This is a genomic window from Streptomyces sp. NPDC091279, assembly GCF_044757465.1.
GTDB lineage: Bacteria > Actinomycetota > Actinomycetes > Streptomycetales > Streptomycetaceae > Streptomyces.
The window spans coordinates 44,045-68,081 of sequence record NZ_JBIVVA010000005.1 but is presented as its reverse complement, the minus strand read 5'-3'; the positions used below and the strand labels follow the sequence as shown (position 1 = coordinate 68,081).

Here is a 24,037-nt window from a genome sequence, read left to right as displayed (position 1 = left end):
AAAGCCGGAACGACCGGAGAAACCCTGTAGGGAGTTGACAATCATGGCCCCGAGCGCCATGACCCGTTGGACCGCGTCCCTTTCCGACGCGCAGCCGATCCCGTACTGGCTCGACGACCCCGGCCGCCCGCGCCCCGCGCCCGCGCTCACCGGCCCCGAGAGCTGCGACCTGCTGGTCGTCGGCGGCGGCTACAGCGGCCTGTGGACCGCGCTGATCGCCAAGGAACGCGACCCCGCCCGGGACGTCGTCCTGCTGGAGGGCCGCGAGGTCGGCTGGGCCGCCTCCGGCCGCAACGGCGGCTTCTGCGCCGCCTCCCTCACCCACGGCCTGCCCAACGGCCTGGCCCGCTGGCCCGAGGAGATCCACCGCCTCCAGGAACTGGGCGCCCACAACCTCGACGCCATCGAGGCCGCCGTCGCCCGGCACTCCCTGGACTGCGACTTCGAGCGCACCGGCGAGATCGACGTGGCGACCGCGCCCTACCAGGCCCGTGAACTGCGCGACTGGTACGAGGAGATGGAACGGGCCGGCCTCGCCGACGGCGTCGACTTCCTGGACGCCGACGCGGTCCGCGCCCAGGTCGACTCACCGACGTTCCAGGCCGGGCTGTGGGACCGGCGGGGCGTCGCCATGCTCAACCCCGCCAAACTGGTCTGGGGGCTGAAGGAGGCCTGCGTGCGGCTCGGCGTCCGCGTCTACGAGCACAGCCCCGCCACCGCCCTCAAGCCGCACGGCGCCGGTATCGCCGTCCGCACCCCCTACGGGTCGGTGCGGGCCCGCACGGTCGCGCTCGGCACGAACATCTTCCCGAACCTGGTGAGACGGGTGCGCGCCTACACCGTCCCGGTCTACGACTACGCCCTGATGACGGAGCCGCTCACCGACGCCCAGCTGGACTCCGTCGGCTGGCGGGGGCGGCAGGGGCTCGGCGACTCGGCGAACCAGTTCCACTACTTCCGGCTCTCCGCCGACAACCGCGTCCTGTGGGGCGGCTACGACGCCATCTACCCCTACGGGGGCCGGGTGCGGGCCGAGTACGACGATCGCCCGGAGACCTACGCCAAGCTCGCCGGGCACTTCTTCACCTGCTTCCCGCAGCTGGAGGGCGTCCGCTTCACGCACGCGTGGGGCGGCGCCATCGACACCTGCTCGCGCTTCTCGGCGTTCTTCGGCACCGCCCACCACGGGAAGGTGGCCTACGCGGCCGGGTTCACCGGGCTCGGGGTGGGCGCCACCCGGTTCGGTGCCGACGTGATGCTGGACCTGCTGGACGGCGCGGACACCGAGCGCACCCGGCTGGCGATGGTCCGCAGGAAGCCGTTGCCGTTCCCGCCGGAGCCGTTCGCCTGGACCGGGATCGCGCTCACCAAGTGGTCGCTGGCCCGCGCGGACGCGCACGGCGGGCGGCGCAATCTGTGGCTCAGGGCGATGGACCGGATGGGGCTCGGCTTCGACAGCTGAGTGTGATCCGGTTCACCCGCACGGGGTGCCGTAACCCGCGTAATGCGGGCCGGGTGACCTCCCTCTTACTCGTGACGCGCACCGCGTCGACGAGAAAAGGGAGGTCTCCTCATGGCTGGGGCGAAGACGGCCGTCGAATGGCTGGTCTCGGTGGCACCGGAACCCGACGCGTGCCGGTGGGAGTGGGAACGCAATCCGCTCGGGGTGGCGCTGCTGCCCGCCGGGAAGGCCTGGGACGTGCTGATCCTGCCGGCCACGCTCGGCTATCCGACGCTCGACGTGCTCACCCGGGTCATCGACCGACCCGGCCCGGTACTGGTCGACTTCGGGGACGCGCGGATGGGGTTCTTCGTGCCGCCGGGCACCGCCGCGCGCTGGCTCGGCACCGGCATCCGCGCGGCCGGGGCGGGCACCTGGATCGTCGTTCCGTATCCGGGCCGGGCCACCGGAGGGGTGCGCTGGCTGGTCCCGCCGGACGGCTCGGGCACCCTCACCGATCCCGCCCTGCTCGAACTGGCCCTGCACGAGGCGGCGGCCGGGCTCGCCGCCGAGGAGGAGAAGCCCTAGGTGGCCGACCGGTCGCGGCCGAACCGGCCGAGCGTGAGCGTCAGCAGGGTCAGCAGCATCGTGCTCAGACACCAGCTGGCGACCACGTCGAGCGGCCAGTGGTAGCCGCGCCGGACCAGGCCGTAGGAGACGGCGAGGATCAGGGCCGCGCAGCCGCAGACCAGCGCCCGCCGGGCGGTGGGGGTGCGCAGCCAGGGGAGGAGGAGCAGGGTCGCCGTGCCGTACGCGATCGCCGCCGTCGCCGTATGGCCGGACGGGAAGTAGCCGACGCCCGGGGGAACCGCGGGGGTTCCCGGGCGGGCGGTCCAGTCCTTGAGGGGGACGACGAGCGCCGGGACCAGCGCCATCGTGACGGCGCCGGCGAGCGGCGGTAGCCACCAGCGGCCGGTGCCTGCGGCCCGGCCGCGCCAGGCGACGTGGATCAGGGCGAGGGCGAGCACGGGAACGCCGACCTGGATGTTGCCCAGGTCGGCGAGGAGTTCGGAGATGCGGTCCGGATGGACCAGGGCTGCGCTGACCCGCTCGTCCAGGCGCAGCAGCGGGCCGTCGGCCACGACCTGCCAGGTGATCAGCGCGAGAAGGAGAGCGGGGAGCCCGAGAAGGAGGGAGGAAGCCGGCCGCCTCGGAACAGGGGGGGTGTGTCCGAGGCGGCCGACCTGACCGGAACGACGCCCACCCCGGGGGGTTTGGGATGGGCGACTGTCCGATCGGTGAGGAGAACCGGAGCCGGAGACTCCGGGGGTGTGCGCGAGGGCACGACCAGGCTGGAGCTGGGGAGGCCCCAACCTGTTGTCGCCCACAATCCCTTGTGGACGGGGTGTATCTCTCATCTGGGTAGAACCTACGGCAGCCGAGAGGCCCGCGACAGCCGGAATCCCGACCCCCCATCCTCCTCCCACACCTTCTTCACACGCTCTGCCGCTGGTGATCGACGATCTGTGACGGGTGGGGCGGATGAGGCGACGACCTGTGCGTTTCCGGTGGTGAGCGGGTTGCTCAGAGGCGGGCGAGGGCCTCTTCGAGGAGGTCGAGCCCCTCGTTCAGGAGGTCGTCGCCGATCACCAGCGGGGGCAGGAACCGCAGCACGTTGCCGTAGGTGCCACAGGTCAGGACCAGCAGGCCCGCCTGGTGGCAGGCCTTCGCCAGGGCGGCCGTGGTCGCCGCGTCCGGCTCCTTGGTCGCGCGGTCCGTGACCAGTTCGATGGCGATCATCGCGCCCCGGCCCCGGACATCGCCGATGACGTCGAACTTCTCCGCCATCGCGGTGAGCCGGCCCTTCATGACCGCCTCGATGTGCCGGGCCCTCGCGTTGAGGTCCAGCTCCTTCATCGTCTCGATGGCGCCCAGCGCACCCGCGCAGGCCACCGGGTTGCCGCCGTAGGTGCCGCCGAGGCCACCGGCGTGCGCCGCGTCCATGATCTCGGCGCGCCCGGTGACGGCGGCCAGCGGCAGCCCGCCCGCGATGCCCTTCGCCGTCGTGATCAGGTCCGGGACGATGCCCTCGTCCTCGCACGCGAACCACTGGCCGGTGCGGCAGAACCCGGACTGGATCTCGTCCGCGACGAACACGATGCCGTTGGCCTTCGCGAACGCGCTGATGGCGGGCAGGAAGCCCTTGGCCGGCTCGATGAAGCCGCCCTCGCCGAGCACCGGCTCGATGATGATGGCGGCCACGTTGTCGGCGCCGACCTGCTTGCTGATCTGGTCGATGGCCTGCGCGGCGGCCTCCGGGCCCGCGTGCTCGGCACCGGTCGGCCAGCGGTAGCCGTAGGCCAGCGGCACCCGGTACACCTCGGGCGCGAACGGACCGAAGCCGTTCTTGTACGGCATGTTCTTCGCGGTCAGCGCCATCGTCAGGTTGGTCCGGCCGTGGTAGCCGTGGTCGAAGACGACGACCGCCTGCCGCCTGGTGTAGGCGCGGGCGACCTTGACGGCGTTCTCGACGGCCTCGGCACCCGAGTTGAACAGCGCGGACTTCTTGGCGTGGTCGCCCGGGGTCAGCTCGGCGAGGGCCTCGGCGACCGCCACATAGCCCTCGTAGGGGGTGACCATGAAACAGGTGTGGGTGAAGTCGGCGAGCTGCGCCGACGCCTTGCGCACGACGGCCTCGGCGGCGGCGCCGACGCTGGTCACGGCGATGCCGGAACCGAAGTCGATGAGGCGGTTGCCGTCGACGTCCTCGATGATCCCGCCACCGGCGCGGGCGGCGAACACGGGCAGCACCGAGCCGACGCCCTGCGCGACCGCGGCCAGCCGGCGGGCCTGCAACTCCTGCGACTTCGGGCCGGGGATGGCGGTGACGACGCGGCGCTCCTGCGGAAGTGCGGTCATGGGGGCTCCCTGGTGATCGTGCGTGCCGGACGGTTCCTGGCGGTGCTTTTATCGTTTTGACTCTTTTCTCGCAGGCTAGGGCGGGGAAAGGGGGGTGGGCATGCTCCATGTGGGCGTTGTCGGCGGGCCCGGTTGTCCGCCGTGGACATAGCAGGACGGTCGGGCGCAACGGCGCCCCGGCCGGGGCAATCGGTGAACTCCCCTTGCGGGGGCGTTAGATTGGCCCGCAGACGGCCGACGGAACAGCTGGTCAGGAAGCGAGCGCGATGGACACCGACGGGACACAGGACGCGCGAGGCACCCAGGCCGATCAGGTACCCCGACCGGCGGGCCCACCCCACCTCCCCGGCCCACCCCACCTCCCCGGCCCGCCTGAGATCCCCGGCCCACCCCAGCTCCCGGGCCCGCCCCCGCTCCCGGGATCGCAGCACCTCCCCGGCCCGCCCCAGGGCCCGGCGCTGCCGCCCCGGCCCGCCCAAGCACCCGGCGTGCCCCCGCGCCCGGCCCAGGCACCGGGCCACGCACCGGCACCGGGACAGGAACAGGAACAGGAACAGCCCCCCGCGCCCACGTCCGCCGTCGCCGCCTGGCTCGACACCCCACGACCCGAGGCGGAACCCGGCATCTGGCGCTACGGCTACCGCCCGCCCAAGGCCGACCGCTCCGCCGAGCGCCTCTCCCCGGTCACGGTCGTCGGACTGCTGATCCCGCTGGCCGTGGCGATCCTGGTGTGGTCGTTCTGGCAGCAGGGCGCCGTGCCCTACCAGTCGGTCGTGCTGAAACTCTTCACCCCGGACGACTGGTGGTGGGCCGGCACCGTCTCGCCCAAGGGCTACCAGGGCGCCGAGGCCGACGTCGTCTACAGCGGCGTCTTCTTCGCGGTGCTCGTGTTCGCCGTCGGCCGGCTCGGCGGCTGGCCCGACGTGCTGCGGCACTTCGTCGGACGGCGCCCGCAGCCCGCCCGCGCGCTCCTCGCCGCCGCCGGTGCCCTGCTCACGCTGAGCCTCGTCTTCCCGCGCGCCTTCGGCCTCGGCTGGGCCCCGCTGCCCGTCGAGGACCCGGTCTTCTCCCTCGCCGTGCTGCTCTCGGGCGGCTACGACCTGTTCACCTCCCCGCTGTTCACCAACTCCCTCTACGCCCTCATCACCCTCCTCGTCCTGTGGCCGTGGGCCCGGCTCGGCGGCTGGTGGGCCTACGGCAAGGCCCTGCTCGCCGCCCGCCGCGCCGCCGCCGACCGGGACACCCCGCCCGTCAGGGACGTGCCCCCCGCGCACTGGCCCGAACTGCGCGGCGCCGGCCAGCACCAGGCCGCCGACCTGCTCACCGGCGAGGTCGCCGGGGGCCGGATGACCGACGTCGACTGCGCCCGCGTCACCCGCGCCTGGCGGGCGGCACGGCACGACCCCGCCCGGCTCGCCGCGTTCACCGACACCGTGCTGCGCCAGGGCGGCGCCGCCTGGACCCACCCCTCCGGCCACCGCGACCTGCCGGGCCGCAGCGCCGCGCACGACGTCCTCGCGGGCCAGGTGCGCATCGGCAGCTGGGGGACGGGGGAGCGGGCGCCGCTCGCCTACCGGGGCGTCGGCGCGGCGCTGGCCCCCGACGCCCTCGGCACCTCCCTGCTCGTCGTCGGACCCTCCGGCTCCGGCAAGACCCGCCAGGTCGTCGCGCCGGTCGTCGAGTCCCTCGCGCTCCAGGCGCTCACCGGGGGCTGCGCCGTCGTCGTCGTCTCCACCGCCGGGACACCGCTGGGCCCGGACGACGCCTACGACGTCGTCGTCCGCACCGGGTACCCCGGCCACGGCCTCGACCCGTACGCCGACTGCGACGACCCCGACGAGGCCGCCGCCGTTCTCGCCGAGGCCCTCGCCGGGGACGTCGAGAGCGTCGGCACCCAGCGGGCGACCACCGCGCTGGCCCAGCTGCTCGGCCCCTACCGCGCGGTGCACGGCGCCTTCCCCGGCCTGCCCGAGCTGCGCGCGCTCCTGGAGGGCGAGCCGGGTGCCCTCGCCGACCTGCGGGCGGCGCTCGCCGGGGAGGAACACACCGTGATGCGGCGGGAGTTCGAGGCACGGCTGCGGCAGGCCGGCGGCGCCGCCGACGTCGGCCCGGCCCTCGCCGACCGGCTCGCGCTCCTGGACCGGCCGGTGTTCGCCGACTTCTTCGGCGCCGGGGGCGGGGCACGGCCGTTCTCGCTGCGCTCCGTCCTGCGTCATCCGCTGCGGGTCCGCGTCGACCTGCCCGCACGCGGCCACGAGGAGGCGGCCCGGCTGCTCACCCGGCTCGTCCTCGCCCAGTTCACCAGCGTCGTACGGGACGGCGGCCACCCGCACTTCGCGTGCCTGGTCCTCGACGACGCGACCGGCGCCGTCACCACCGAGTCGGTCCGCCAGATCCAGCGGCTGCGCTCCCGCGCGGCCGGGGTGGTCCTCGCCCTGCGCACCGTCGGTGACCTCCCCGAGGCGCTGCACGGACCGCTCTACGGCGCCGTCGGCTGCCGGATGGCGCTGTCCGGCGTGACCACCTGGGACGGCAGCCGGTTCGCGCACGCCTGGGGCACCGAGTGGGTGGAGACCCGGGACGTCGCCAAGCACACCGTCTTCGCCGACCAGCCGATGACCCGCGCCCTGCACGCCCTGCGCAAGCTCGTCACCGGCAAGGCCGTCACCACCGACGCCGTCACCGTCCGCCAGGTCGAACGCGAACGCTGGTCCGCCTCCGAACTGGCCCACGACATCCCGGCAGGCCACGCGGTCCTCTCCCTGACGACGGTGACCGGGGAGCACGGGCCGCCGCTGCTGGTGAACCTGCGGGGGTGAGGGCGCGCGGCGTGCGTGCGCGCCGGTCGGCACCTCCACGCACCCCCGTCCCCCGACCGGACGATGAGGCAGAATCGGGACAGGTCGTTCATACGCGGCGGCCAAATGATCAGCCGTGCGTGAGACCCGGACCTCACGTCGGTTCCTGACGTCCCCGGAAGGGCCCGATGCCGCCGACGCTCGCCTCGCTCGTCCACCACCCGGCGCTCAAGCTGACCGTGCGCGCCGGGCAGGACCACCTGGACGTGCCCGTCCGCTGGGCGCACGCCAGCGAGCTGACCGACCCGGTGCCCTACATGGAGGGCGGCGAGCTGCTGCTCATCACCGCCCTCAACCTGGCCGCCGAGGACCCCGAGGCCATGCGCCGGTATGTGAGACGGCTGGCCGGCGCCGGGGTCGTCGGCCTCGGATTCGCCGTCGGCGTGCACTACGAGGACGTGCCCGGCGCGCTCGTCGACGCGGCCCGCGACGAGGGGCTGCCGCTGCTCGAAGTGCCGCGCCGGACACCGTTCCTCGCCATCATGAAGGCCGTCTCCGCCGCCATAGCCGCCGACCAGTACCGCGCCGTCACCGCCGGATTCGCCGCCCAGCGCGAACTGACCCGGCAGGCCCTCACCCACGGCCCCGAAGGACTCCTCGGCGCGCTCGCCGCGCAGGTCGACGGCTGGGCCGCGCTCTACGACGCGACCGGCGCCGTCGTCGCCACCGCCCCCGAGTGGGCGGGCCGCCGCGCCGCCCGGCTCACCGCCGACGTCGAACGGCTGCGCGAACGCGCCGCGCCCGCCTCCTCGGTGGTCGGCGGCCCGGACCACGAGGACCGCGTCGAACTCCACTCCCTGGGCACCGGACGCCGCCCCCGCACCGCCCTCGCCGTCGGCACCGCCGCGCCCCTCGGCACCGCCGAGCGGTACGCCGTGCACTCCGCGATCGCCCTGCTCACCCTCACCACGGAACGGTCCCGGGCCTTGCAGGCGGCCGAGCAGCGGATCGGCGCCGCCGTGCTGCGCATGCTCCTCGCCGGTCAGCCCGACCACGCCCGCGCGGTCGCCGGCGACCTCTACGGGGGGCTGCTCGACACGCCGTTCCGGATGATCGTCGCCGAGCCCGTGCGGGGTACCGGCGGCGAGCTGCTCGCCGGGCTCACCGAGGCCGTCGAGTCCGCCGCCGCCCGCGCCGGTGAGGTGGTCCTCGCGGTGCCCGACGGCGAACGACTGGTCGTGCTGGCCGCCGACGCGGGCGCCGCGCTCGCCGGCTGCGAGCGGCACGCGACGGCGCTGGAGGCGGCCCGCGCCCCCGACGACCGGTCGGCGGGGGGCGAGGACGAGCAGCTGGTCGTGGGCGTGTCGGCGCCGCTGGGTCCGATGGCCGCCCCGGCCGGGTACCAGCAGGCCGAACAGGCGCTGTCGGTGGCCCGCAGGCGCGGCCGGGCATACGTCGAGCACGAGCAGCTGGCGGCCGGCTCGGTGCTGCCGCTGCTGGCCGACGACGCGGTGCGGGCCTTCGCCGACGGGCTGCTGCGGCCGTTGCGGGAGCACGACGCGACCGGCCGGGGCGACCTGGTGGCGTCGCTGCGCGCCTGGCTCACCCGGCACGGCCAGTGGGACGCGGCCGCCGCCGACCTCGGCGTGCACCGGCACACGCTCCGCTACCGGATGCGCCGGGTGGAGGAGATCCTCGGCCGCTCCCTGGACGACCCGGACGTGCGGATGGAACTGTGGCTCGCCCTGAAGACCACCTCGGCCGCGTAGCCGTCCTCACCCGAGCCGCCGTTCGGCCAATGCGTAGCATCCCGGCGGCGCACCGCTCCACCCCGGACAAACGCACCCGCGCCGTCCCCGCCCTACGGTGGAGCCGAACGTCACGTACACACCACCGATGCGGAAGGGCCGGGACTCGCAGATGCCCAAGGAAAAGACCGTGGGGGCCGTCCAGGCCTTCTGGCTCGCCGGCCGCCAGGTCACCGGCGAGGACACCCTCGACGTCACCTCCCCGTGGGACGGCCGCACCGTCGCCTCGGTCAGCGTGCCGACCGACGCCCAGGTCGAGGAGGCGGTGGCCGCCGCGTACGCCGTGCGCGCCGAGTTCGCCGCCACCCCGGCGCATGTGCGCGCCGCCGCCCTGGACCACGTCAGCCGACGGCTCGTCGAGCGCACCGAGGAGATCGCCCAGCTGATCTCCGCCGAGAACGGCAAGCCGGTCAAGTGGGCGCGCGGCGAGGTCGGCCGCGCGGTCTCGGTCTTCCGGTTCGCGGCCGAGGAGGCCCGGCGGTTCAACGGCGGTGAGGCACAGCGCCTCGACACGGACGCCGGTGGACAGGGGCGGCTCGCCCTCACCCGGCGCTTCCCCAAGGGCGTCGTGCTCGGCATCGCGCCGTTCAACTTCCCGCTGAACCTCTGCGCCCACAAGATCGCCCCGGCCATCGCGGCCGGCGCCCCGATCATCCTCAAGCCCGCCCCGGCCACCCCGCTCTCCGGCCTGATCATCGGCGACCTGCTCGCCGAGACCGAGCTGCCCGCCGGGTCCTGGAGCATCCTGCCGGTCGCCAACGACAAGATGCCCGCCCTGGTCCAGGACGAGCGCCTCCCGGTGATCTCCTTCACCGGCTCCGAGACCGTCGGCTACGCGATCATGGACTCGGTGCCCCGCAAGCACTGCACCCTGGAGCTGGGCGGCAACGGCGCGGCCGTCGTCCTCGGCGACTGGGCGAGCGACGCCGACCTCGACTGGGCCGCCACCCGCATCGCGACCTTCTCGAACTACCAGGGCGGACAGTCCTGCATCTCCGTGCAGCGGGTGATCGCCGACGCCGCCGTCCACGACCGGCTGCTGCCGCGCCTCGTCGCCGCCGTCGAGGCCCAGGTCACCGGCGACCCGGCCGACCCGAAGACCGATGTCGGGCCGCTGGTCAGCGAGGCCGCCGCACAGCGCGTCGAGTCCTGGGTCGACGAGGCCGTGGCCGCCGGCGCCCAGCTGCTCACCGGTGGCAAGCGGGACGGCGCCTCGTACGCGCCGACCGTGCTGACGGACCTGCCGGCCGAGGTGACCCTCGCCTGCGAGGAGGTCTTCGGGCCGGTCCTCAGCGTCGTCAAGGTGGACGGCGAGGCCGAGGCGTTCGCGGCCGTCAACGACTCCAAGTACGGCCTCCAGGCAGGGGTGTTCACCCACGACGTGCAGGCCGCCTTCCGCGCCCACCGGGCCCTGGAGGTCGGCGGCGTGATCGTCGGCGACGTCCCGTCCTACCGCGCCGACCAGATGCCCTACGGCGGCGTCAAGCAGTCGGGCGTGGGCCGCGAGGGCGTGAAGTTCGCGATGGACGACTACACCTACGAGCGGGTCCTGGTCCTCACCGGCCTCGACCTCTGACCCGTCGGACCCGTTCTGATGCAGAGGGGCCCGGCACCGATGCCGTTCGGTGCCGGGCCCCCGCGTCAGCTGCGGACCCTCACCCGGAGAAGCCGACGTACGCGAGCCGCAGCGGGCCGCGCAGTCTCAGGCGCACGTCGTGCACGCCCTCGGCGACGATGCCGGCGCCGAGCGTGGTGTAGACGTAGGGGTCGCCCGGCTCCTCCGGCTTCAGGGTGAGCGAGGCCAGCACCGGGCCGCCGTCCAGGGCGAGTTCGAGGGTGCCCTCGCCCGCGAGGCGCGCGGTGACCTCGGTGACGCCGTCCTCGAAGTCGCAGTCCCGGTAGAGGAGTTCGGCGCTGCGGCCGACGGCGGGGGTGACCGCGTCGCCCGCCTCCTTCGTCCGGTCGACGATCGCGGCGCCGCCCTGCTCGTCGAAGTCGGCTGCCTCCAGGCGCCGTCGCAGAACGGGCCGGGGAGCGGCGGGAGTTCCCTCCAGCAGCACCGTGGCGCGCAGCCGGGTGTCCTCGCTGGAGGCGCCCACCAGCAGGTCGTAGGGGCCCGGCTCCAGACGCCAGCCGCCCAGGGCCACGTCCCAGAACGCGAAGGAGTCCAGCGGGACGTCGAAGCTCAACTCGGCCCGCTCGCCCGGCGCCAGCGTGATCCGGCGGTGCGCGAGCAGCTCACGGCGCGGTCGGACCACCGACGGCTCCACGGCCCGCGTGTACAGCTGGGCGACCTCGTCGCCGGTGACGTCCCCGGTGTTGGTCACCGTGAAGGACACCCGAACGGCCGTGTCCCCGACGTGAGTCGAGAGATCCGCGTACCCGAACGACGTGTACGACAGGCCGTGCCCGAACGGGAACAGCGGCGTCCCCTCGAAGTACAGATACGTCTGCCGCCCGCCGATCACGTCGTAGTCCAGCAGGTCGGGCAGGTCGGCGTCGCTCTCGTACCAGGTCTGCGGCAGCCGCCCGGCGGGGGAGACGTCACCGGCCAGGACCCGGGCCAGCGCGATGCCGGCCGCCTGGCCGCCGTGGGCGCTCCACAGCACGGCCGGCAGCGCCGTGCTCTCCACCGCGTACGGGTAGGCCGACACCAGCGCCAGCACGGTACGGGAGTTGGCGGCGCGCGCCGCCCGCAGCAGCCGCCGCTGGTGCTCGGGCAGCCGCAGCGTCGAACGGTCCTCGGTCTCCCGGCCGTTGATGTGCGGGTCGTTGCCCGCGACCACCACGACCACGTCCGCCCGGGCCGCCGCGCGCGCCACCGCGTCCTCCCCGCGCTCGACGACGACCAGCCGGAACACCTCGGGGTCCGCGTCGGCAACCTTCACCCCGTCGGCGGCGACCGATACAGGACGACCCGTACCGATGTGCCGAAGGAGGTGACCGCCCGCGTGCGGCTCCAGACGGAACGTCTCCTGCACCACCCAGCCGCCCGGCTGGTCGGCGGAGGCGCGCACGAAACCGTCGTCCGCGACCGAGAGATAGCGGCCGTCGGGCGCGCGCAGCGTCCAGACGTCATCACCCCAGTCGATCAGGGCGAGTTCGGTGCCCTCGGCGTCCGTGGTCAGCGGCGGCAGGTCGGTGCGGCCCGCCAACAGCGCCGGATCGAGGGCCCCTTCGGCACCGCGCGCGAGGTCGGGCGCGTCGGGGGCGGCGGGCACACGCAGGAAGGCGCCGGTGGAGGTCTCCAGGCGGACCCGGTCGACGCCCTCCGCGAACGTCACCCGGTCCGCGCCGAACCGCTCGTACAGGCCCTCCAGCGGGGTCGAGCGGTGGATCAACGTGCCGCTGTACCAGTCGAGTTTGCACTCGTCGGCGAGGAGACCGACCACCGCGATCCGGGCGTCCGGGGCCAGCGGCAGCACCCCGTCGTTCTTCAGCAGCACGATTGCCTGCTCGGCCGCCTCCAGCGCCAGCGCCCGGTGCGCCGGGGTGTCGAACTCTCCGCCGTCCGCGTGCGGGTCCGTGCCCGGGTCGAACTCCCCGAGCCGGAAGCGCACCGACAACTGCCTGCGCACCGCGACCTCGACATCCGCCTCCGTCAACAGCCCCTTGTCCAGGGCGCCTTGGACACGCGCGACGATCTGCGAGCCGTCCGTGCCATGGTCGGTGAAGCTGTCCACACCGGCCCGCAGCGAGGCCGCCGTCGCCTCCTCGTGGGAGTCGTAGTAGTGCTCGAAGTCCACCAGGTTGGACGGCGCCCCCGCGTCCGAGCAGACCAGCAGCTCGTCGGCGGTCCAGCGGCGCAACTCCGCGCCCAGATACGGCGAAACGTGGTTGGGGCGGCCGTTGACCAGGTTGTAGGCCGGCATCACCCCGGCCACCGCGCCCGCCTCGACCGTCTCCTTGAACGCCCGCAGGTCGTACTCGTGCAGGACGCGCGGGCGTACCGTGCTCGACGAAGTGGCCCGGTCCGTCTCGTTGTTGTGGGCCAGCCAGTGCTTGAGGACCGGCGCGGTGCGCCAGTACGTCGGATGATCGCCGCGCAGCCCCCGGGTGAACGCCGTCGCGATCGCCGACGTCAGCTTCGGGTCCTCGGAGTAGCCCTCCTCGTTGCGGCCCCACAGGGGGTGGCGCAGCAGGTTCACGGTGGGCGACCAGACGTTGAGGCCGACCCGGTCGTCGCGCTCGCGCATCGCGCGGACCTCCTTCGCGACGGCCTCGCCGACCCGGCGCACCAGGTCGGTGTTCCAGGTCGCGCCGAGCCCGACGGCCTGCGGGAACACCGTCGCCGGGCCCATCCACGCCACCCCGTGCAGGGCCTCCTGGCCGGTGCGGAACGCGGCGACGCCGAGCCGCTCGACGGCGGGCGCGTACTGGTGCAGGAAGGCGACCTTCTCGGCGGGCGTGAGCCGCGCCAGCAGGTCGTCGACGCGCTCCGCGAACGGCAGGCTCGGGTCGCGGAACGGCGGCGTGGGCGGCGGCTGTGCGGTCACGTGGAGATCCCCTTGCGTGGAGCGGCGGAACGCTTTCGAAGCGCTTCGATGCTCAGTGGACGGACCGGCGGGTGTCAAGAGACCCCTACGCAACACGTCCGACTTCCGTCCGCAGAACCAAGGGGTACATAGGGGTGGGCGAAACCCGGATACCTCGGAGGAATCTTGGAAGTGACCCTTGTGCACCCCATGGCCTTCACTTAACCTCGCAGCAACATCGAAGCGCTTCGACTACGAGTTCGCCGCCGAGGGTGGGTCTCCCCCCTCGCATTCGTCGGAGGACCGCTTCGGCTCAGCCAGTTCCACTCACGACACCGCAGCCGACGCCGCCACCGCCGGGTGTCCTGGTGCGCCTCGAAGGGTTGACGCAATGACGCCGAACGCCGCTTCCCGCTCCGCCGGACCGTCAGGACCGAGCAGGAGAGGTTTCCTCGCCTCCACGGCCCTCGCCACGGCGGCGGTCGCGGGCGGGGTGCCGTTGCTGTCCGCGTGCGGAGGGTCCCCGAGCGGATCGGGCGGCGGCTCCTCCGCGGGCAAGGACGCCAAGAAGCTGCTGCCGACCTTCGTCGCCCGGAACGTGGTGACGCCGGACATCCCCGCGAAGAACGGCTCGGCCGCCGGATTCACCGGCGAACTCGACCTCGCGACCCTGAAGACGTCGGTGCCGAAGAAGCTCGGCAAGGGCGGCGAGGTCACCGTCATGGCCCCCTTCTGGGGCTCGCCGCCCAAGGACGACAACGCCTACTACCGGGCGATGAACGACCTGATCGGCGTCGACGTCTCCTGGCAGAACCAGGACGGCAACACCTACGACCAGAAGCTCGGCGCGGTCCTCGCCTCCAGCGACGTCCCCGACCTGGTCGTCATCCCCAGCTGGAACATGGGCGGCAAGATACCCAGCGCCATCATCGGGAAGTTCGCCGACCTCGGACCCCATCTCTCCGGCGACCAGGTCAAGGCCTACCCGAACCTCGCCGCGATCCCCACCGACGCCTGGCAGCGCTGCATCTTCGGCGGCAAGCTGCGCGGTCTGCCGCTGCCGGCCGCGTACGTCACCAACATCGTGCCCCTCTACCGCAAGGACCTCTTCGACAAAGAGGGGTACGACATCCCGCGCTCCGCCGACGAGTTCATGGCCCTGGCGAAGGACATCACCAACGCCCGCGCCAAGCGCTGGGCCTGCCTGGACATGAAGTGGACGGCCTTCAACAACTTCGGTGTGCTGTCCGGCGGCGAGAAGCCGCTCGGCTGGAACCTCGTCGACGGCAAGCTCGTGTACCGCGTCGAGACCGAGGCCTATCTCGAAGCCCTGGAGTGGACCCGCAAGCTGTTCGCCGCCGGTGTCGTCCACCCGGACGCGCTGCTGGGCAAGAGCAGCGCCACCGACCCGGGCCCCAAGTTCGCGGCCGGTGAGTTCCTCATCTACAACCAGGACATCTCGCAGTGGTACAGCCGCTCCGCCGAACAGGCCACCCAGAACCCGGACTTCAGGGTCTGGGGCATGGACATCTGGGGCCACGACGGCGGCGACCCGGCCCCCTGGGCCACCCAGCCCGCCAACCTCTTCGCCTTCGTCAACAAGAAGGCGTCGGACTCCGTGATCCGGGACGCGCTGGCCGTCGCCAACGTGACGGCCGCGCCCTACGGCACCAAGGAGTACATGGCCACCAACTACGGCGTCGAGGGCACCCACTACACCGTCAAGGACGGCGTGCCCGCCAAGACGAAGCAGGGCAACACCGACGTCCTCAACACCTTCACGATGATCGCGAGCCCCGCCCCGACCATCGCCCACCCGGACTTCCCCGACGTCACCCGGGGCATGGTCGAGTGGCAGCAGCGGATGGGCGCCTTCACCAAGAAGTCCACCTTCTACGGCCAGCAGATCACCGAGCCGACCCGCTACACCAACCTCTCGGACAACTTCGAGCAGTTGGAGGACGACATCGTGCGCGGCCGCAAGAAGATCAGCGACATGCAGCAGGCCGTCTCCGAGTGGAAGAGCAAGGGCGGCGACAAGCTCCGCGACTGGTACCAGAAGCTGCTCGACGACAACGGTCCGGCCCAGAGCTGACCCGCACCAAGGCGAGGAGAACGGCCGTGTCCCACAGCACGGTGCCTCGGAGCAGGACCGAGGCCGACACCACCCGCAAGCCCCCGGGAACACCCGGCGCCCCGCCCTCCAAGCGCAAACGCCCGGGGCGAGTGAGCCTGCGCGTCCGGATCAGACGGGACCGCGTCCTGCTCCTGATGACGCTGCCGGCCATCCTGCTGATCCTGCTCTTCAACTATCTGCCGATCCTCGGCAACATCGTCGCCTTCCAGGACTACGACCCCTACCTCAGCGACAACGGCATCACCTCGATGCTGCACAGCTCCTGGGTCGGCATCGAGAACTTCCAGCGGATCTTCGCGGACTCGGCGTTCTGGAACGCCCTGAACAACACGCTGCTCCTCTTCATCCTCCAGCTCGTGCTGTTCTTCCCGGTCCCGATCGGGCTCGCGCTCCTCATCAACAGCGTGGTCAGACCCCGGGTGCGGGCGCTCTCGCAGGCCATCCTCTACCTGCCGCACTTCTTCTCCTGGGTGCTGGTCATCGCCGTCTTCCAGCAGCTGTTCGGCGGCGCGGGCCTGCTCTCCCAACTGCTGCGGCAACACGGCTACGACGGCCTCGACATCATGACCGACCCGGACACCTTCAAGTTCCTCATCACCGCGCAGAGCGTCTGGAAGGACGCCGGCTGGGGCATCATCGTCTTCCTCGCAGCCCTCGCCTCCGTCAGCCCCGATCTGTACGAGGCCGCCGCGATGGACGGCGCGGGCCGCTGGCGCCGCATGTGGCACGTCACGCTCCCCGCGCTGCGGCCGGTCATCGCCCTGCTGCTGGTGCTGCGGGTCGGCGACGCCCTCACCGTCGGCTTCGAACAGATCCTGCTCCAACGTGACGCCGTGGGGCCCTCGGCCGCCGAGGTCCTCGACACCTTCGTGTGGTGGAACGGCGTCCGCAACCAGGACTTCGGCTACGCGGCGGCGGCCGGACTGATCAAGGGCGTGGTCAGCCTCGGGCTGGTCCTCGCCGCGAACAAGGTGGCCCATCTCATGGGCGAGCAGGGGGTGTACAAGAAGTGAGCGCCGTCGTCGACCAGCCGTCCGTGCCCCAGCCGTCCGTGCCTCAGCCGTCCCGGTGGGCCGCGCCGCCCCGACCCGTCTGGGAGGAGGAGCCGGGCGCGGTGGGGCTCGCGGGCAAGGGCCTCGTCCTCGCCCTCGCCTGCCTCGGCATCGTCTTCCCGCTGTGGATCGTCGTCGTCACGAGTCTCTCCTCGCGCCGGACGATCGACGAGGCCGGCGGCCTGGTGATGATCCCCCACGACATCACCTTCGTCGCCTACCGCGAACTCCTCAGCGGCGGCCAGGTCACCCGCGCCACCGTCATCAGCGTCCTCATCACCCTGGTCGGCACGCTGTTCTCGATGACGGTGTCCGTGCTGTGCGCCTACGGGCTCTCCCGGACGACGTCCCTGGGCCACCGCTGGCTGCTGATGCTGCTGCTGGCCACCATGTTCTTCAGCGCCGGGCTGATCCCGACCTATCTGCTCGTGCAGTCCCTCGGGCTGACCGACACCTACCTCGCGCTGATCCTGCCGAGCGCCATCAGCGTCTTCAACATCCTGGTCCTGCGCGGCTTCTTCATGGGCATCTCGCAGGAACTCATCGACAGTGCGCGCATCGACGGCGCCGGGGACTTCCGCATCCTGTGGCAGATCGTGATGCCGCTGTCCCGGGCCGTTCTCGCGGTGATCACGCTGTTCTACGCCGTCGGGTACTGGAGTGCCTGGTTCAACGCGTCGTTGTATCTGAACGATCAGGACATGATGCCGTTGCAGAACGTCATGATTCAGCTGGTGCAGAAGCAGGAGGCGCCGGTGGGGCTCGGGCAGGCCATCAAGACGGGGGAGTTGTCCGGGCTGGCCGTGCAGATGGCGGTCATGGTGCTGGCGTTGTTGCCGGTGTCCGTGTTGTCGCCGTTCGTGCAACGGCACTTCAAGAAGGGCATGTTGACGGGGGCGGTCAAGGGGTGACCGGCGCGGTCTGAACCCCGGGGGGTTCGGGTCTGTGGTCGACTGCCGGGCCGTCGTGGCTGGTTGCGCCCGCGCGGCGGAGCCGCATATCGACAACAGCCCCGCGCCCCTTGGCGGCGTGTTCTCACTCCTCTCGATGAAGCGAGGTCAGTGTGTTTGGTCCCTCTCGGCGTGGTGTTCTGGTGGGGGGTGCTGCTGTTGCCGCGCTTTCGGCGTTGCCTGCCGGCCCTGCCCAGGCTGTTGCCCCCTCCTATCGGTGGCGGAATGTTGTTGTCGGGGGGACCGGGTTTGTCACCGGGGTGTTGTTTCATCCCTCGGTGCGGGGGCTTGCTTATGCGCGTACCGATATTGGGGGTGCCTATCGGTGGGATGAACGGCAGGGCCGCTGGAGCGCGTTGACCGATTTCCTCGGGTGGGACGACTGGAATCTGCTCGGGGTGGAGTCGATCGCCGTCGACCCGGTCCACCCCGACCGGGTGTATCTCGCGCTCGGTACCTATGCGCAGGAGTGGGCCTCCAACGGGGCCGTACTGCGCTCCGACGACCGGGGTGTCAGCTGGCGGCGAGCCGATCTCGGCGTGAAGCTCGGGGCCAACGAGGACGGGCGGGGGACCGGGGAGCGGTTGCTTGTCGATCCCCGGGACAGCGAGGTGCTGTGGCTGGGGACGCGGCATGACGGCTTGCTGAAGTCCGTTGACCGGGGGGCCAGTTGGGAGGCTGTGGGGCAGTTTCCCGTCGCTCCCAGTGGGAGTGGGCAAGGGGTCACCCTGCTCGTTGCCGTCGGGCGGGTGCTCTACGCCGGGTGGGGGGAGTCGGACGGGAGTGCGGCCAACCTGTACCGGACCGGGGACGGGGTGGCCTGGGAGGCCGTGCCCGGGCAGCCGTCCGGCGTCGCCGCCAAGGTGCCGATCCGGGCCGCCTACGACCGGCACGCCCGCCAGCTGTACGTCACCTACGCCGACGCGCCCGGACCCAACGGGCAGACCGACGGCAGTGTGCACCGGCTCGACGTCGGCTCCGGGCGGTGGACGGACGTCACCCCGGTCGTGCCGGGGGCGAGCGCCGGGGACACCTTCGGGTACGGCGGGGTCGCCGTGGATGCCCGTCGTCCCGGGACCGTCGTCGTCTCCACCAACAACCGCTGGGCCGCCGTCGACACCCTGTACCGCTCGACCGACGGAGGGCGCCGGTGGACGTCCCTGAAGGACAGCGCCGTTCTCGATGTGTCCGAGACGCCCTACCTCACGTGGGGCGCGGAGCAAGCGAAGTTCGGCTGGTGGATACAGGCCCTCGCGCTCGACCCGTTCGACGCGCGGCACCTGGTGTACGGCACCGGCGCCACCCTGTTCGGCACCCGGGATCTGCGGCACTGGGCGCCGCAGATCAGGGGGGTGGAGGAGGCGTCCGTGGTGCAGTTGCTGTCGCCGCCCAGCGGGCAGGCGCATCTGCTGAGCGGGTCGCGGGACATCGGCGTCCTGTACCACGACCGGCTGGGCGCCTCGCCCGCGCGCGGGATGGCGTCGAACCCCGTCTTAGGGTCGGCCACCGGGCTCGCGCAGGCCGCCCGCAGACCGGCGTACGTGGTCCGCACCGGCTGGGGCGACCACGGCAACGGCGCCTACTCCGAGGACGGCGGCAGAACCTGGGCGCCCTTCGCGACACAGCCCGCCCTCGCCCCGGACGCGCCGGGACCCATCGCCGCCAACGCCGACGGCAGCGCGCTGCTGTGGTCCTTCGTCCACTGGGACGGCACCAAGTACGCGGGGTACCGGTCCGGGGACAACGGGCTCACCTGGGACGAGGTGCCCTCCTTTCCCAAGGGTGCCGTGCCGGTGGCCGATCCGGTACGGGCCGACGTCCTGTACGCGTACGACACCGATGCCGGGGTGCTGTACGCCAGCACCGACAGCGGGCGGTCGTTCGTCGCGCGGGCGGGGCAACTGCCGTCGGGGGACAGTCAGTTCAAGGTGGTCGCGGCTCCCGGGCGGGCCGGAGACCTGTGGGTGAGCACGAAGGAGAACGGGTTGTACCGGTCCATCGACGGCGGGGTCACCTTCGCCGAGGTCGGCAGTTGCCGGGCCTCCTACACGCTCGGCTTCGGCAAGGCCGCGCCCGGCGCCCGCTACCCGGCGATCTACCACGTCGGCACGGTCGGGGACGTCACCGGCGTGTACCGCTCCGACGACGCGGCGAAGAGCTGGGTGCGCATCAACGACGAGCAGCATCAATGGGGTTGGACCGGTGAGACGGTCACCGGTGATCCCCGTATCTACGGACGGGTCTATCTCGCGACCAACGGGCGCGGCATCCAGTACGGGGAGTTGATCTGATGCCCGGCATCGACGCGGTGACGCGCGGACGCGTCCTGTTCGGCGGCGACTACAACCCCGAACAGTGGCCCGAGGAGGTCTGGCAGGAGGATGTGCGGCTGATGCGGGAGGCGTGCGTCAACTCCGTCACCGTCGGTGTCTTCTCCTGGGCCAGACTCGAACCCCGGCCAGGGGAGCGGGAGTTCGGGTGGCTCGACCGGCTGATGGACCTGCTGCACGCGGCCGGCATCGGCGTCGTTCTCGCCACCCCGACCTCCTCACCGCCACCCTGGCTGGGGCGGCTGCACCCGGAGACGCTGCCCCGCGACGAGGACGGACGCGTCGAGTGGTGGGGCGGACGCCAGCACTTCTCGCACTCCAGCGCCGCCTACCGCCGTTACGCGGCCTCGATCACCGAGGACCTCGCGGCGCGGTACGCCGGACACCCCGCGCTCACGATGTGGCACATCAACAACGAGTACTGCACCTACGACTGGGGCGACGAGGCCGCCGCCCGCTTCCGGGACTGGCTGCGCGCCCGGTACGGCTCGCTCGACGCCCTCAACTCGGCCTGGGGGACGGCCTTCTGGAGCCAGGGCTACGGGGAGTGGGAGGAGATCCTGCCGCCCCGGCACGCCCACTACATGAAGAACCCCGGCCAGGTGCTGGACTTCAAACGGTTCACCTCCGACATGCTCCTGGAGTGCTACACCGCCGAGCGTGACATCGTCCGCCGGCACACCCCGCATCTCCCGGTCACCACCAACTTCATGCCGCTGTGGGCCGGACAGGACGCCTGGCGCTGGGCCGAGGAGGAGGACATCGTCTCCGTCGACCTCTACCCCGACCCGCGCGACCCGTTCGGCGCCCAACACGGGGCGCTCGTACAGGACATGACCCGCTCGCAGGCGCGCGGCCCGTGGATGCTGATGGAGCAGGCCGCCGGGCCGGTCAACTGGCGGGGCGTCAACCACCCCAAGCCGCGCGGCCTCAACCGGCTCTGGTCGCTGCAAGCCGTCGCCCGGGGCGCCGACGCCGTCTGCTACTTCCAGTGGCGACAGTCCCGGCAGGGCGCCGAGAAGTTCCACTCGGGCATGGTCGGCCACGCGGGGGAGGCGGGCCGCACCTTCCAGGAGGTCAAGCAGCTCGGCACCGAACTCGCCACCCTCTCACCGCATGTGACGGACCGTCACAGCATCGCCGACATCGCGATCCTGCACGACTGGCACTCCTGGTGGGCCGGCGCCCACGAGGGCCGCCTCTCCACCCGCGTCGACCTAGCCGACACGCTCACCACCTGGCACCGCGCCCTGTGGCGGGCCCACCTCGCCACCGACTTCGCCCACCCCGACCACGACCTCAGCGCCTACAGACTCGTCGTCGTCCCCCAGCTCTACGCCCTCACCGACGCGGCGATCGACCGCCTCGTCGCCTATGTGCGCGGCGGCGGCACCCTGGTCAGCGGCTTCCTCACCGGCGTCGCCGACCAGGACGACCGGATCAGGGCGGGCGGCATGGACGCCCGGCTGCGCGACCTCTTCGGCATCCGCACCCTGCACGAATGGTGGCCGCTCGACGAGGGCGAGACCGCACCCACCGACACCTTCGACGGCACCCTGTGGTCCGAGGAGATCGACCCCCTCCCCGGCGCCGTCGCCGAAGCCGTCTACCGGGGCGGCGAACTCGACGGCCTGCCCGCCGTACTGCGCACGGGCCGCGCCTGGTACCTCTCCACCCTCCCCGAACCCGACGCCCTGCGCGCCCTGTTGGCCGACATCGCCGAGCGCGCGGGCGCCGAACCGGTCCTCGCCGGACTGCCCGACGGTGTCGAGGCGGTCCGGCGCGGCGACCTGCTGTTCCTCCTCCACCACGGCCAGGACCCGGTCACCGTCGACGTCCCCGGCAGCCACCGCGACCTGCTCACCGGCGACGTCCTCACCGACCGGGTCACCCTCGGCCGGTACGGCGTGGTGGTGCTGGCGTCATGACGCTCGCGCACGGCAGCTGGGAACCGCGCCCCGCCGACCGCTGGGAGGACGGCTACCTCAGCGGCAACGGCCACCACGGCGCCCTCATGTTCGGCTCCCCGAACGACGAGCGGGTCGTCGTCACCCATCACACCCTGGTCCGCCCCAACGGCGCCGAGGACGCCCGCCCGCCCCGCCTCGCCGCCCAACTCGCCTCCGTCCAGGACCGGTTGCTCGCCGGGGACCTCCACGCGGCGGAGAGCCTCACCGACGGGCGCCCCCTCCAGTGGGTCCAGCCCTTCCACCCCGGGTTCCAGGTGCGGGTGCGCCGCCCGCACGCCGAGTGGGCCGGTTACCGGCGCTCCGTGGACTTCACCACCGGCGAGGCCGCGTCGGCCTGCACCGGGCGGGACAGCCGGGTCCTCGTGTCGCGGGCCGACGACGTGATCGTCCAGCGGATCGACGCCCCCCACCTCGACATCGCCCTCGACCACCGGCTCCCCGGCGCACCCCACCGCCTCGCCGTCGGCGACAGCGCCGTCCGCACCGCCGACGGCGCCGTCCTCACCCTGCGCCTGCGCTACCCCGGCAGCGACCGCGCCTACACCGGGCACACCCTCGTCGTCGCCGCCGGTGGCCGCACCCTGCTCACCCCGCCCGGCGTCCGCGTCACCGGCGCCCGCTCGGTGCTGCTGCTCACCCGGGTGCGCAAGGCCACCGGCGAGGTCGACGCCATGGCCGAGGGCGAGGCCCTGCGCGACCTGCTGCCGGACGACCCCGACCCGTACGCCCGCCTCCTGGAGCGGCACACCGCCCTGCACGGCACCGCCTACGGCCGCGTCAGCCTCGACCTGGACGCCGACGCGGACGAACGCGCCCTGTCCGGAGCCGAGTTGCTCACCCGCCCGGACAGCCCCGCCCTCCTGGAACGCCTCTTCGCCGCCGGCCGCTACCACCTGCTCTCCGCCAGCGGCCTCAACCCGCCCCGCCTGACCGGCCTGTGGACCGGCGACTGGGACACCGCCTGGTCCGGCGCCTTCACCAACGACGCCAACCTCAACCTCCAGACCGCCTCCGCCGCCTCGGCCGACCTCCCCGAAGTCACCGCCGCGCACGCCGAGTTGATCCACCGCCAGCAGGAGGACTGGGCCGAGAACGCGCGTGCCGTCTTCGGCGCCCGGGGCGTGGTCGCGCCCGCCCACAGCGACGGCGAGTCCGGACTCTCCTACCACTTCAGCCGCGAGTACCCCCTGCACCTGTGGACCGCGGGCGCCGACTGGCTGCTCAAGCCGCTCGTCGACCACGACGACACCCAGGGCACCCGCGACCCCCGCACCGGCGCCGTACTGGCCCAGGTCGCCCGGTTCTACGAGGACTTCCTCACCCGCACCGACGAGCACGGCGCCCTCGTCGTCGTTCCCTCGTACTCGCCCGAGAACCGTCCCGCCCACGGCAGTTGGGGCGCGCTCGACGCGGCGATGGACCTCTCCGCCGCCCGGCACGCCCTGCTCACCGCCGCCGACTACCACCCCGGTCCCGACGCCGAGCGCTGGCGGGCCCTCGCCGACCGGCTCCCGGCGCACCGCGTCAACGCCGACGGCGCCCTCGCCGAATGGGCCCGCCCCGGCCTCGACGACCGCTACGACCACCGGCACCTCAGCCACCTCTACGGCGTCTGGCCGCTCGACGAGATCAACCCCTACGACACCCCCGGCCTCGCCGCCGCCGCCCACCGCGCCCTCCAACTGAGGGGCGCCGAGAACGACTCCGCGCACGGACACCTCCACCACGCCCTGATCGCCGCCCGGCTGCGCGACGCCGACCGGCTCGGGCACGCCCTCGGCCAGGTCCTCAAGGGCGACTTCTTCCACACCTCGCTGATGAGCGCCCACTACCCGGGGCGTGACGTCTACAACGCGGACGCGGCGCACACGTTGCCCGCCGTCGTCGTCGAGTCGCTCGTGCAGTCGACGCCGGACCGGCTGGTCCTGCTGCCCGCACCCGCCCACCCGCGCGGCCGGGTGCGCGGCATACGCTCCCGGTTCGGGGCCCGGATCGACCTGACCTGGACCCCGGAACGCGCCACCGCGGTGATCCGTCCCACCCGGACCCACCGCGTCGACCTCAGAACTTCTTCCGGAGCACAGGCGCTCGACCTCGTGGCCGGAGAAGACCACGTCCTCACCCTGGGGCCGTGGTGACCCCCCCCCGCAAGTCCCC

At 72.6% G+C, this 24,037-nt stretch carries 14 protein-coding genes; 11 read left to right on the top strand and 3 right to left on the bottom strand.

The annotated features are described in order from the left end of the window. The first annotated feature begins 43 nt into the window (after positions 1-43). Positions 44-1,462: an NAD(P)/FAD-dependent oxidoreductase gene (locus ACIQOU_RS13725; RefSeq protein ID WP_401536826.1), complete on the top strand. Its 1,419-nt coding sequence runs from the start codon at positions 44-46 to the stop codon at positions 1,460-1,462. A 111-nt stretch (positions 1,463-1,573) separates the two neighbouring features. Further along, positions 1,574-2,029 (top strand): hypothetical protein, encoded by a 456-nt coding sequence (locus ACIQOU_RS13720; RefSeq protein WP_401536825.1) that lies wholly within the window; start codon positions 1,574-1,576, stop codon positions 2,027-2,029. On the opposite strand, the gene ACIQOU_RS13715 is transcribed toward ACIQOU_RS13720, so the two are convergent. Together ACIQOU_RS13715 and gabT are read right to left on the bottom strand one after the other, a co-directional pair. Next, positions 2,026-2,829 carry a phosphatase PAP2 family protein gene (locus ACIQOU_RS13715; protein ID WP_401536824.1) on the bottom strand — a complete coding sequence of 268 codons (804 nt, stop codon included), beginning with the start codon at positions 2,827-2,829 and terminating at the stop codon, positions 2,026-2,028. The two genes, ACIQOU_RS13720 and ACIQOU_RS13715, sit on opposite strands and share 4 nt — an antisense overlap. A 196-nt stretch (positions 2,830-3,025) precedes the next feature. Then, complete coding sequence (gene gabT, locus ACIQOU_RS13710; protein ID WP_401536822.1) at positions 3,026-4,360, bottom strand: 4-aminobutyrate--2-oxoglutarate transaminase; 1,335 nt, start codon at positions 4,358-4,360, stop codon at positions 3,026-3,028. Positions 4,361-4,626: 266 nt separating this feature from the next. Between gabT and ACIQOU_RS13705 the strand changes: the two genes are divergently transcribed. From ACIQOU_RS13705 to ACIQOU_RS13695, 3 genes are all read left to right on the top strand, one after another. Further along, entirely contained in the window at positions 4,627-7,179 is a 2,553-nt protein-coding gene (locus ACIQOU_RS13705) for an ATP/GTP-binding protein (RefSeq protein WP_401536821.1), read from the top strand. A gap of 167 nt (positions 7,180-7,346) precedes the next feature. Next, entirely contained in the window at positions 7,347-8,927 is a 1,581-nt protein-coding gene (locus ACIQOU_RS13700) for a PucR family transcriptional regulator (protein WP_401536820.1), read from the top strand. 151 nt (positions 8,928-9,078) lie between these two features. After that, positions 9,079-10,542 carry an aldehyde dehydrogenase family protein gene (locus tag ACIQOU_RS13695; protein WP_401537339.1) on the top strand — a complete coding sequence of 488 codons (1,464 nt, stop codon included), beginning with the start codon at positions 9,079-9,081 and terminating at the stop codon, positions 10,540-10,542. 79 nt (positions 10,543-10,621) lie between these two features. Here the strand turns inward: ACIQOU_RS13695 and ACIQOU_RS13690 are convergent, their stop codons facing one another. Then, positions 10,622-13,462, bottom strand: a complete 2,841-nt coding sequence (locus tag ACIQOU_RS13690) for a glycoside hydrolase family 3 C-terminal domain-containing protein (protein ID WP_401536819.1) — start codon at positions 13,460-13,462, stop codon at positions 10,622-10,624. Positions 13,463-13,832: 370 nt separating this feature from the next. Between ACIQOU_RS13690 and ACIQOU_RS13685 the strand changes: the two genes are divergently transcribed. From ACIQOU_RS13685 to ACIQOU_RS13660, 6 genes are all read left to right on the top strand, one after another. Further along, a complete protein-coding gene (locus tag ACIQOU_RS13685; protein WP_401536818.1) occupies positions 13,833-15,536 on the top strand; it encodes an extracellular solute-binding protein in 1,704 nt (567 codons plus the stop codon). 26 nt (positions 15,537-15,562) lie between these two features. Continuing rightward, positions 15,563-16,591, top strand: a complete 1,029-nt coding sequence (locus ACIQOU_RS13680) for an ABC transporter permease (RefSeq protein ID WP_401536817.1) — start codon at positions 15,563-15,565, stop codon at positions 16,589-16,591. Beyond that, entirely contained in the window at positions 16,588-17,541 is a 954-nt protein-coding gene (locus ACIQOU_RS13675) for a carbohydrate ABC transporter permease (RefSeq protein ID WP_401536815.1), read from the top strand. Before ACIQOU_RS13680 ends, ACIQOU_RS13675 begins: the two co-directional genes overlap by 4 nt. A 152-nt stretch (positions 17,542-17,693) precedes the next feature. Continuing rightward, complete coding sequence (locus tag ACIQOU_RS13670; RefSeq protein WP_401536814.1) at positions 17,694-19,871, top strand: WD40/YVTN/BNR-like repeat-containing protein; 2,178 nt, start codon at positions 17,694-17,696, stop codon at positions 19,869-19,871. Continuing rightward, positions 19,871-21,838, top strand: a complete 1,968-nt coding sequence (locus ACIQOU_RS13665; RefSeq protein ID WP_401536812.1) for a beta-galactosidase — start codon at positions 19,871-19,873, stop codon at positions 21,836-21,838. The genes ACIQOU_RS13670 and ACIQOU_RS13665 overlap by 1 nt, the downstream gene beginning before the upstream one ends. After that, positions 21,835-24,018: a glycosyl hydrolase family 95 catalytic domain-containing protein gene (locus tag ACIQOU_RS13660; protein WP_401536811.1), complete on the top strand. Its 2,184-nt coding sequence runs from the start codon at positions 21,835-21,837 to the stop codon at positions 24,016-24,018. The genes ACIQOU_RS13665 and ACIQOU_RS13660 overlap by 4 nt, the downstream gene beginning before the upstream one ends. Positions 24,019-24,037 lie beyond the last annotated feature (19 nt).

Excerpts from the sequence above, each read along its gene's own strand:
- ACIQOU_RS13725 (WP_401536826.1), top strand. The coding sequence starts at position 44 with ATGGCCCCGAGCGCCATGACCCGTTGGACCGCGTCCCTTTCCGACGCG.
- ACIQOU_RS13720 (WP_401536825.1), top strand. The coding sequence starts at position 1,574 with ATGGCTGGGGCGAAGACGGCCGTCGAATGGCTGGTCTCGGTGGCACCG.
- gabT (WP_401536822.1), bottom strand. The coding sequence starts at position 4,360 with ATGACCGCACTTCCGCAGGAGCGCCGCGTCGTCACCGCCATCCCCGGC.
- ACIQOU_RS13705 (WP_401536821.1), top strand. The coding sequence starts at position 4,627 with ATGGACACCGACGGGACACAGGACGCGCGAGGCACCCAGGCCGATCAG.
- ACIQOU_RS13700 (WP_401536820.1), top strand. The coding sequence starts at position 7,347 with ATGCCGCCGACGCTCGCCTCGCTCGTCCACCACCCGGCGCTCAAGCTG.
- ACIQOU_RS13695 (WP_401537339.1), top strand. The coding sequence starts at position 9,079 with ATGCCCAAGGAAAAGACCGTGGGGGCCGTCCAGGCCTTCTGGCTCGCC.
- ACIQOU_RS13685 (WP_401536818.1), top strand. The coding sequence starts at position 13,833 with ATGACGCCGAACGCCGCTTCCCGCTCCGCCGGACCGTCAGGACCGAGC.
- ACIQOU_RS13665 (WP_401536812.1), top strand. The coding sequence starts at position 19,871 with ATGCCCGGCATCGACGCGGTGACGCGCGGACGCGTCCTGTTCGGCGGC.
- ACIQOU_RS13660 (WP_401536811.1), top strand. The coding sequence starts at position 21,835 with ATGACGCTCGCGCACGGCAGCTGGGAACCGCGCCCCGCCGACCGCTGG.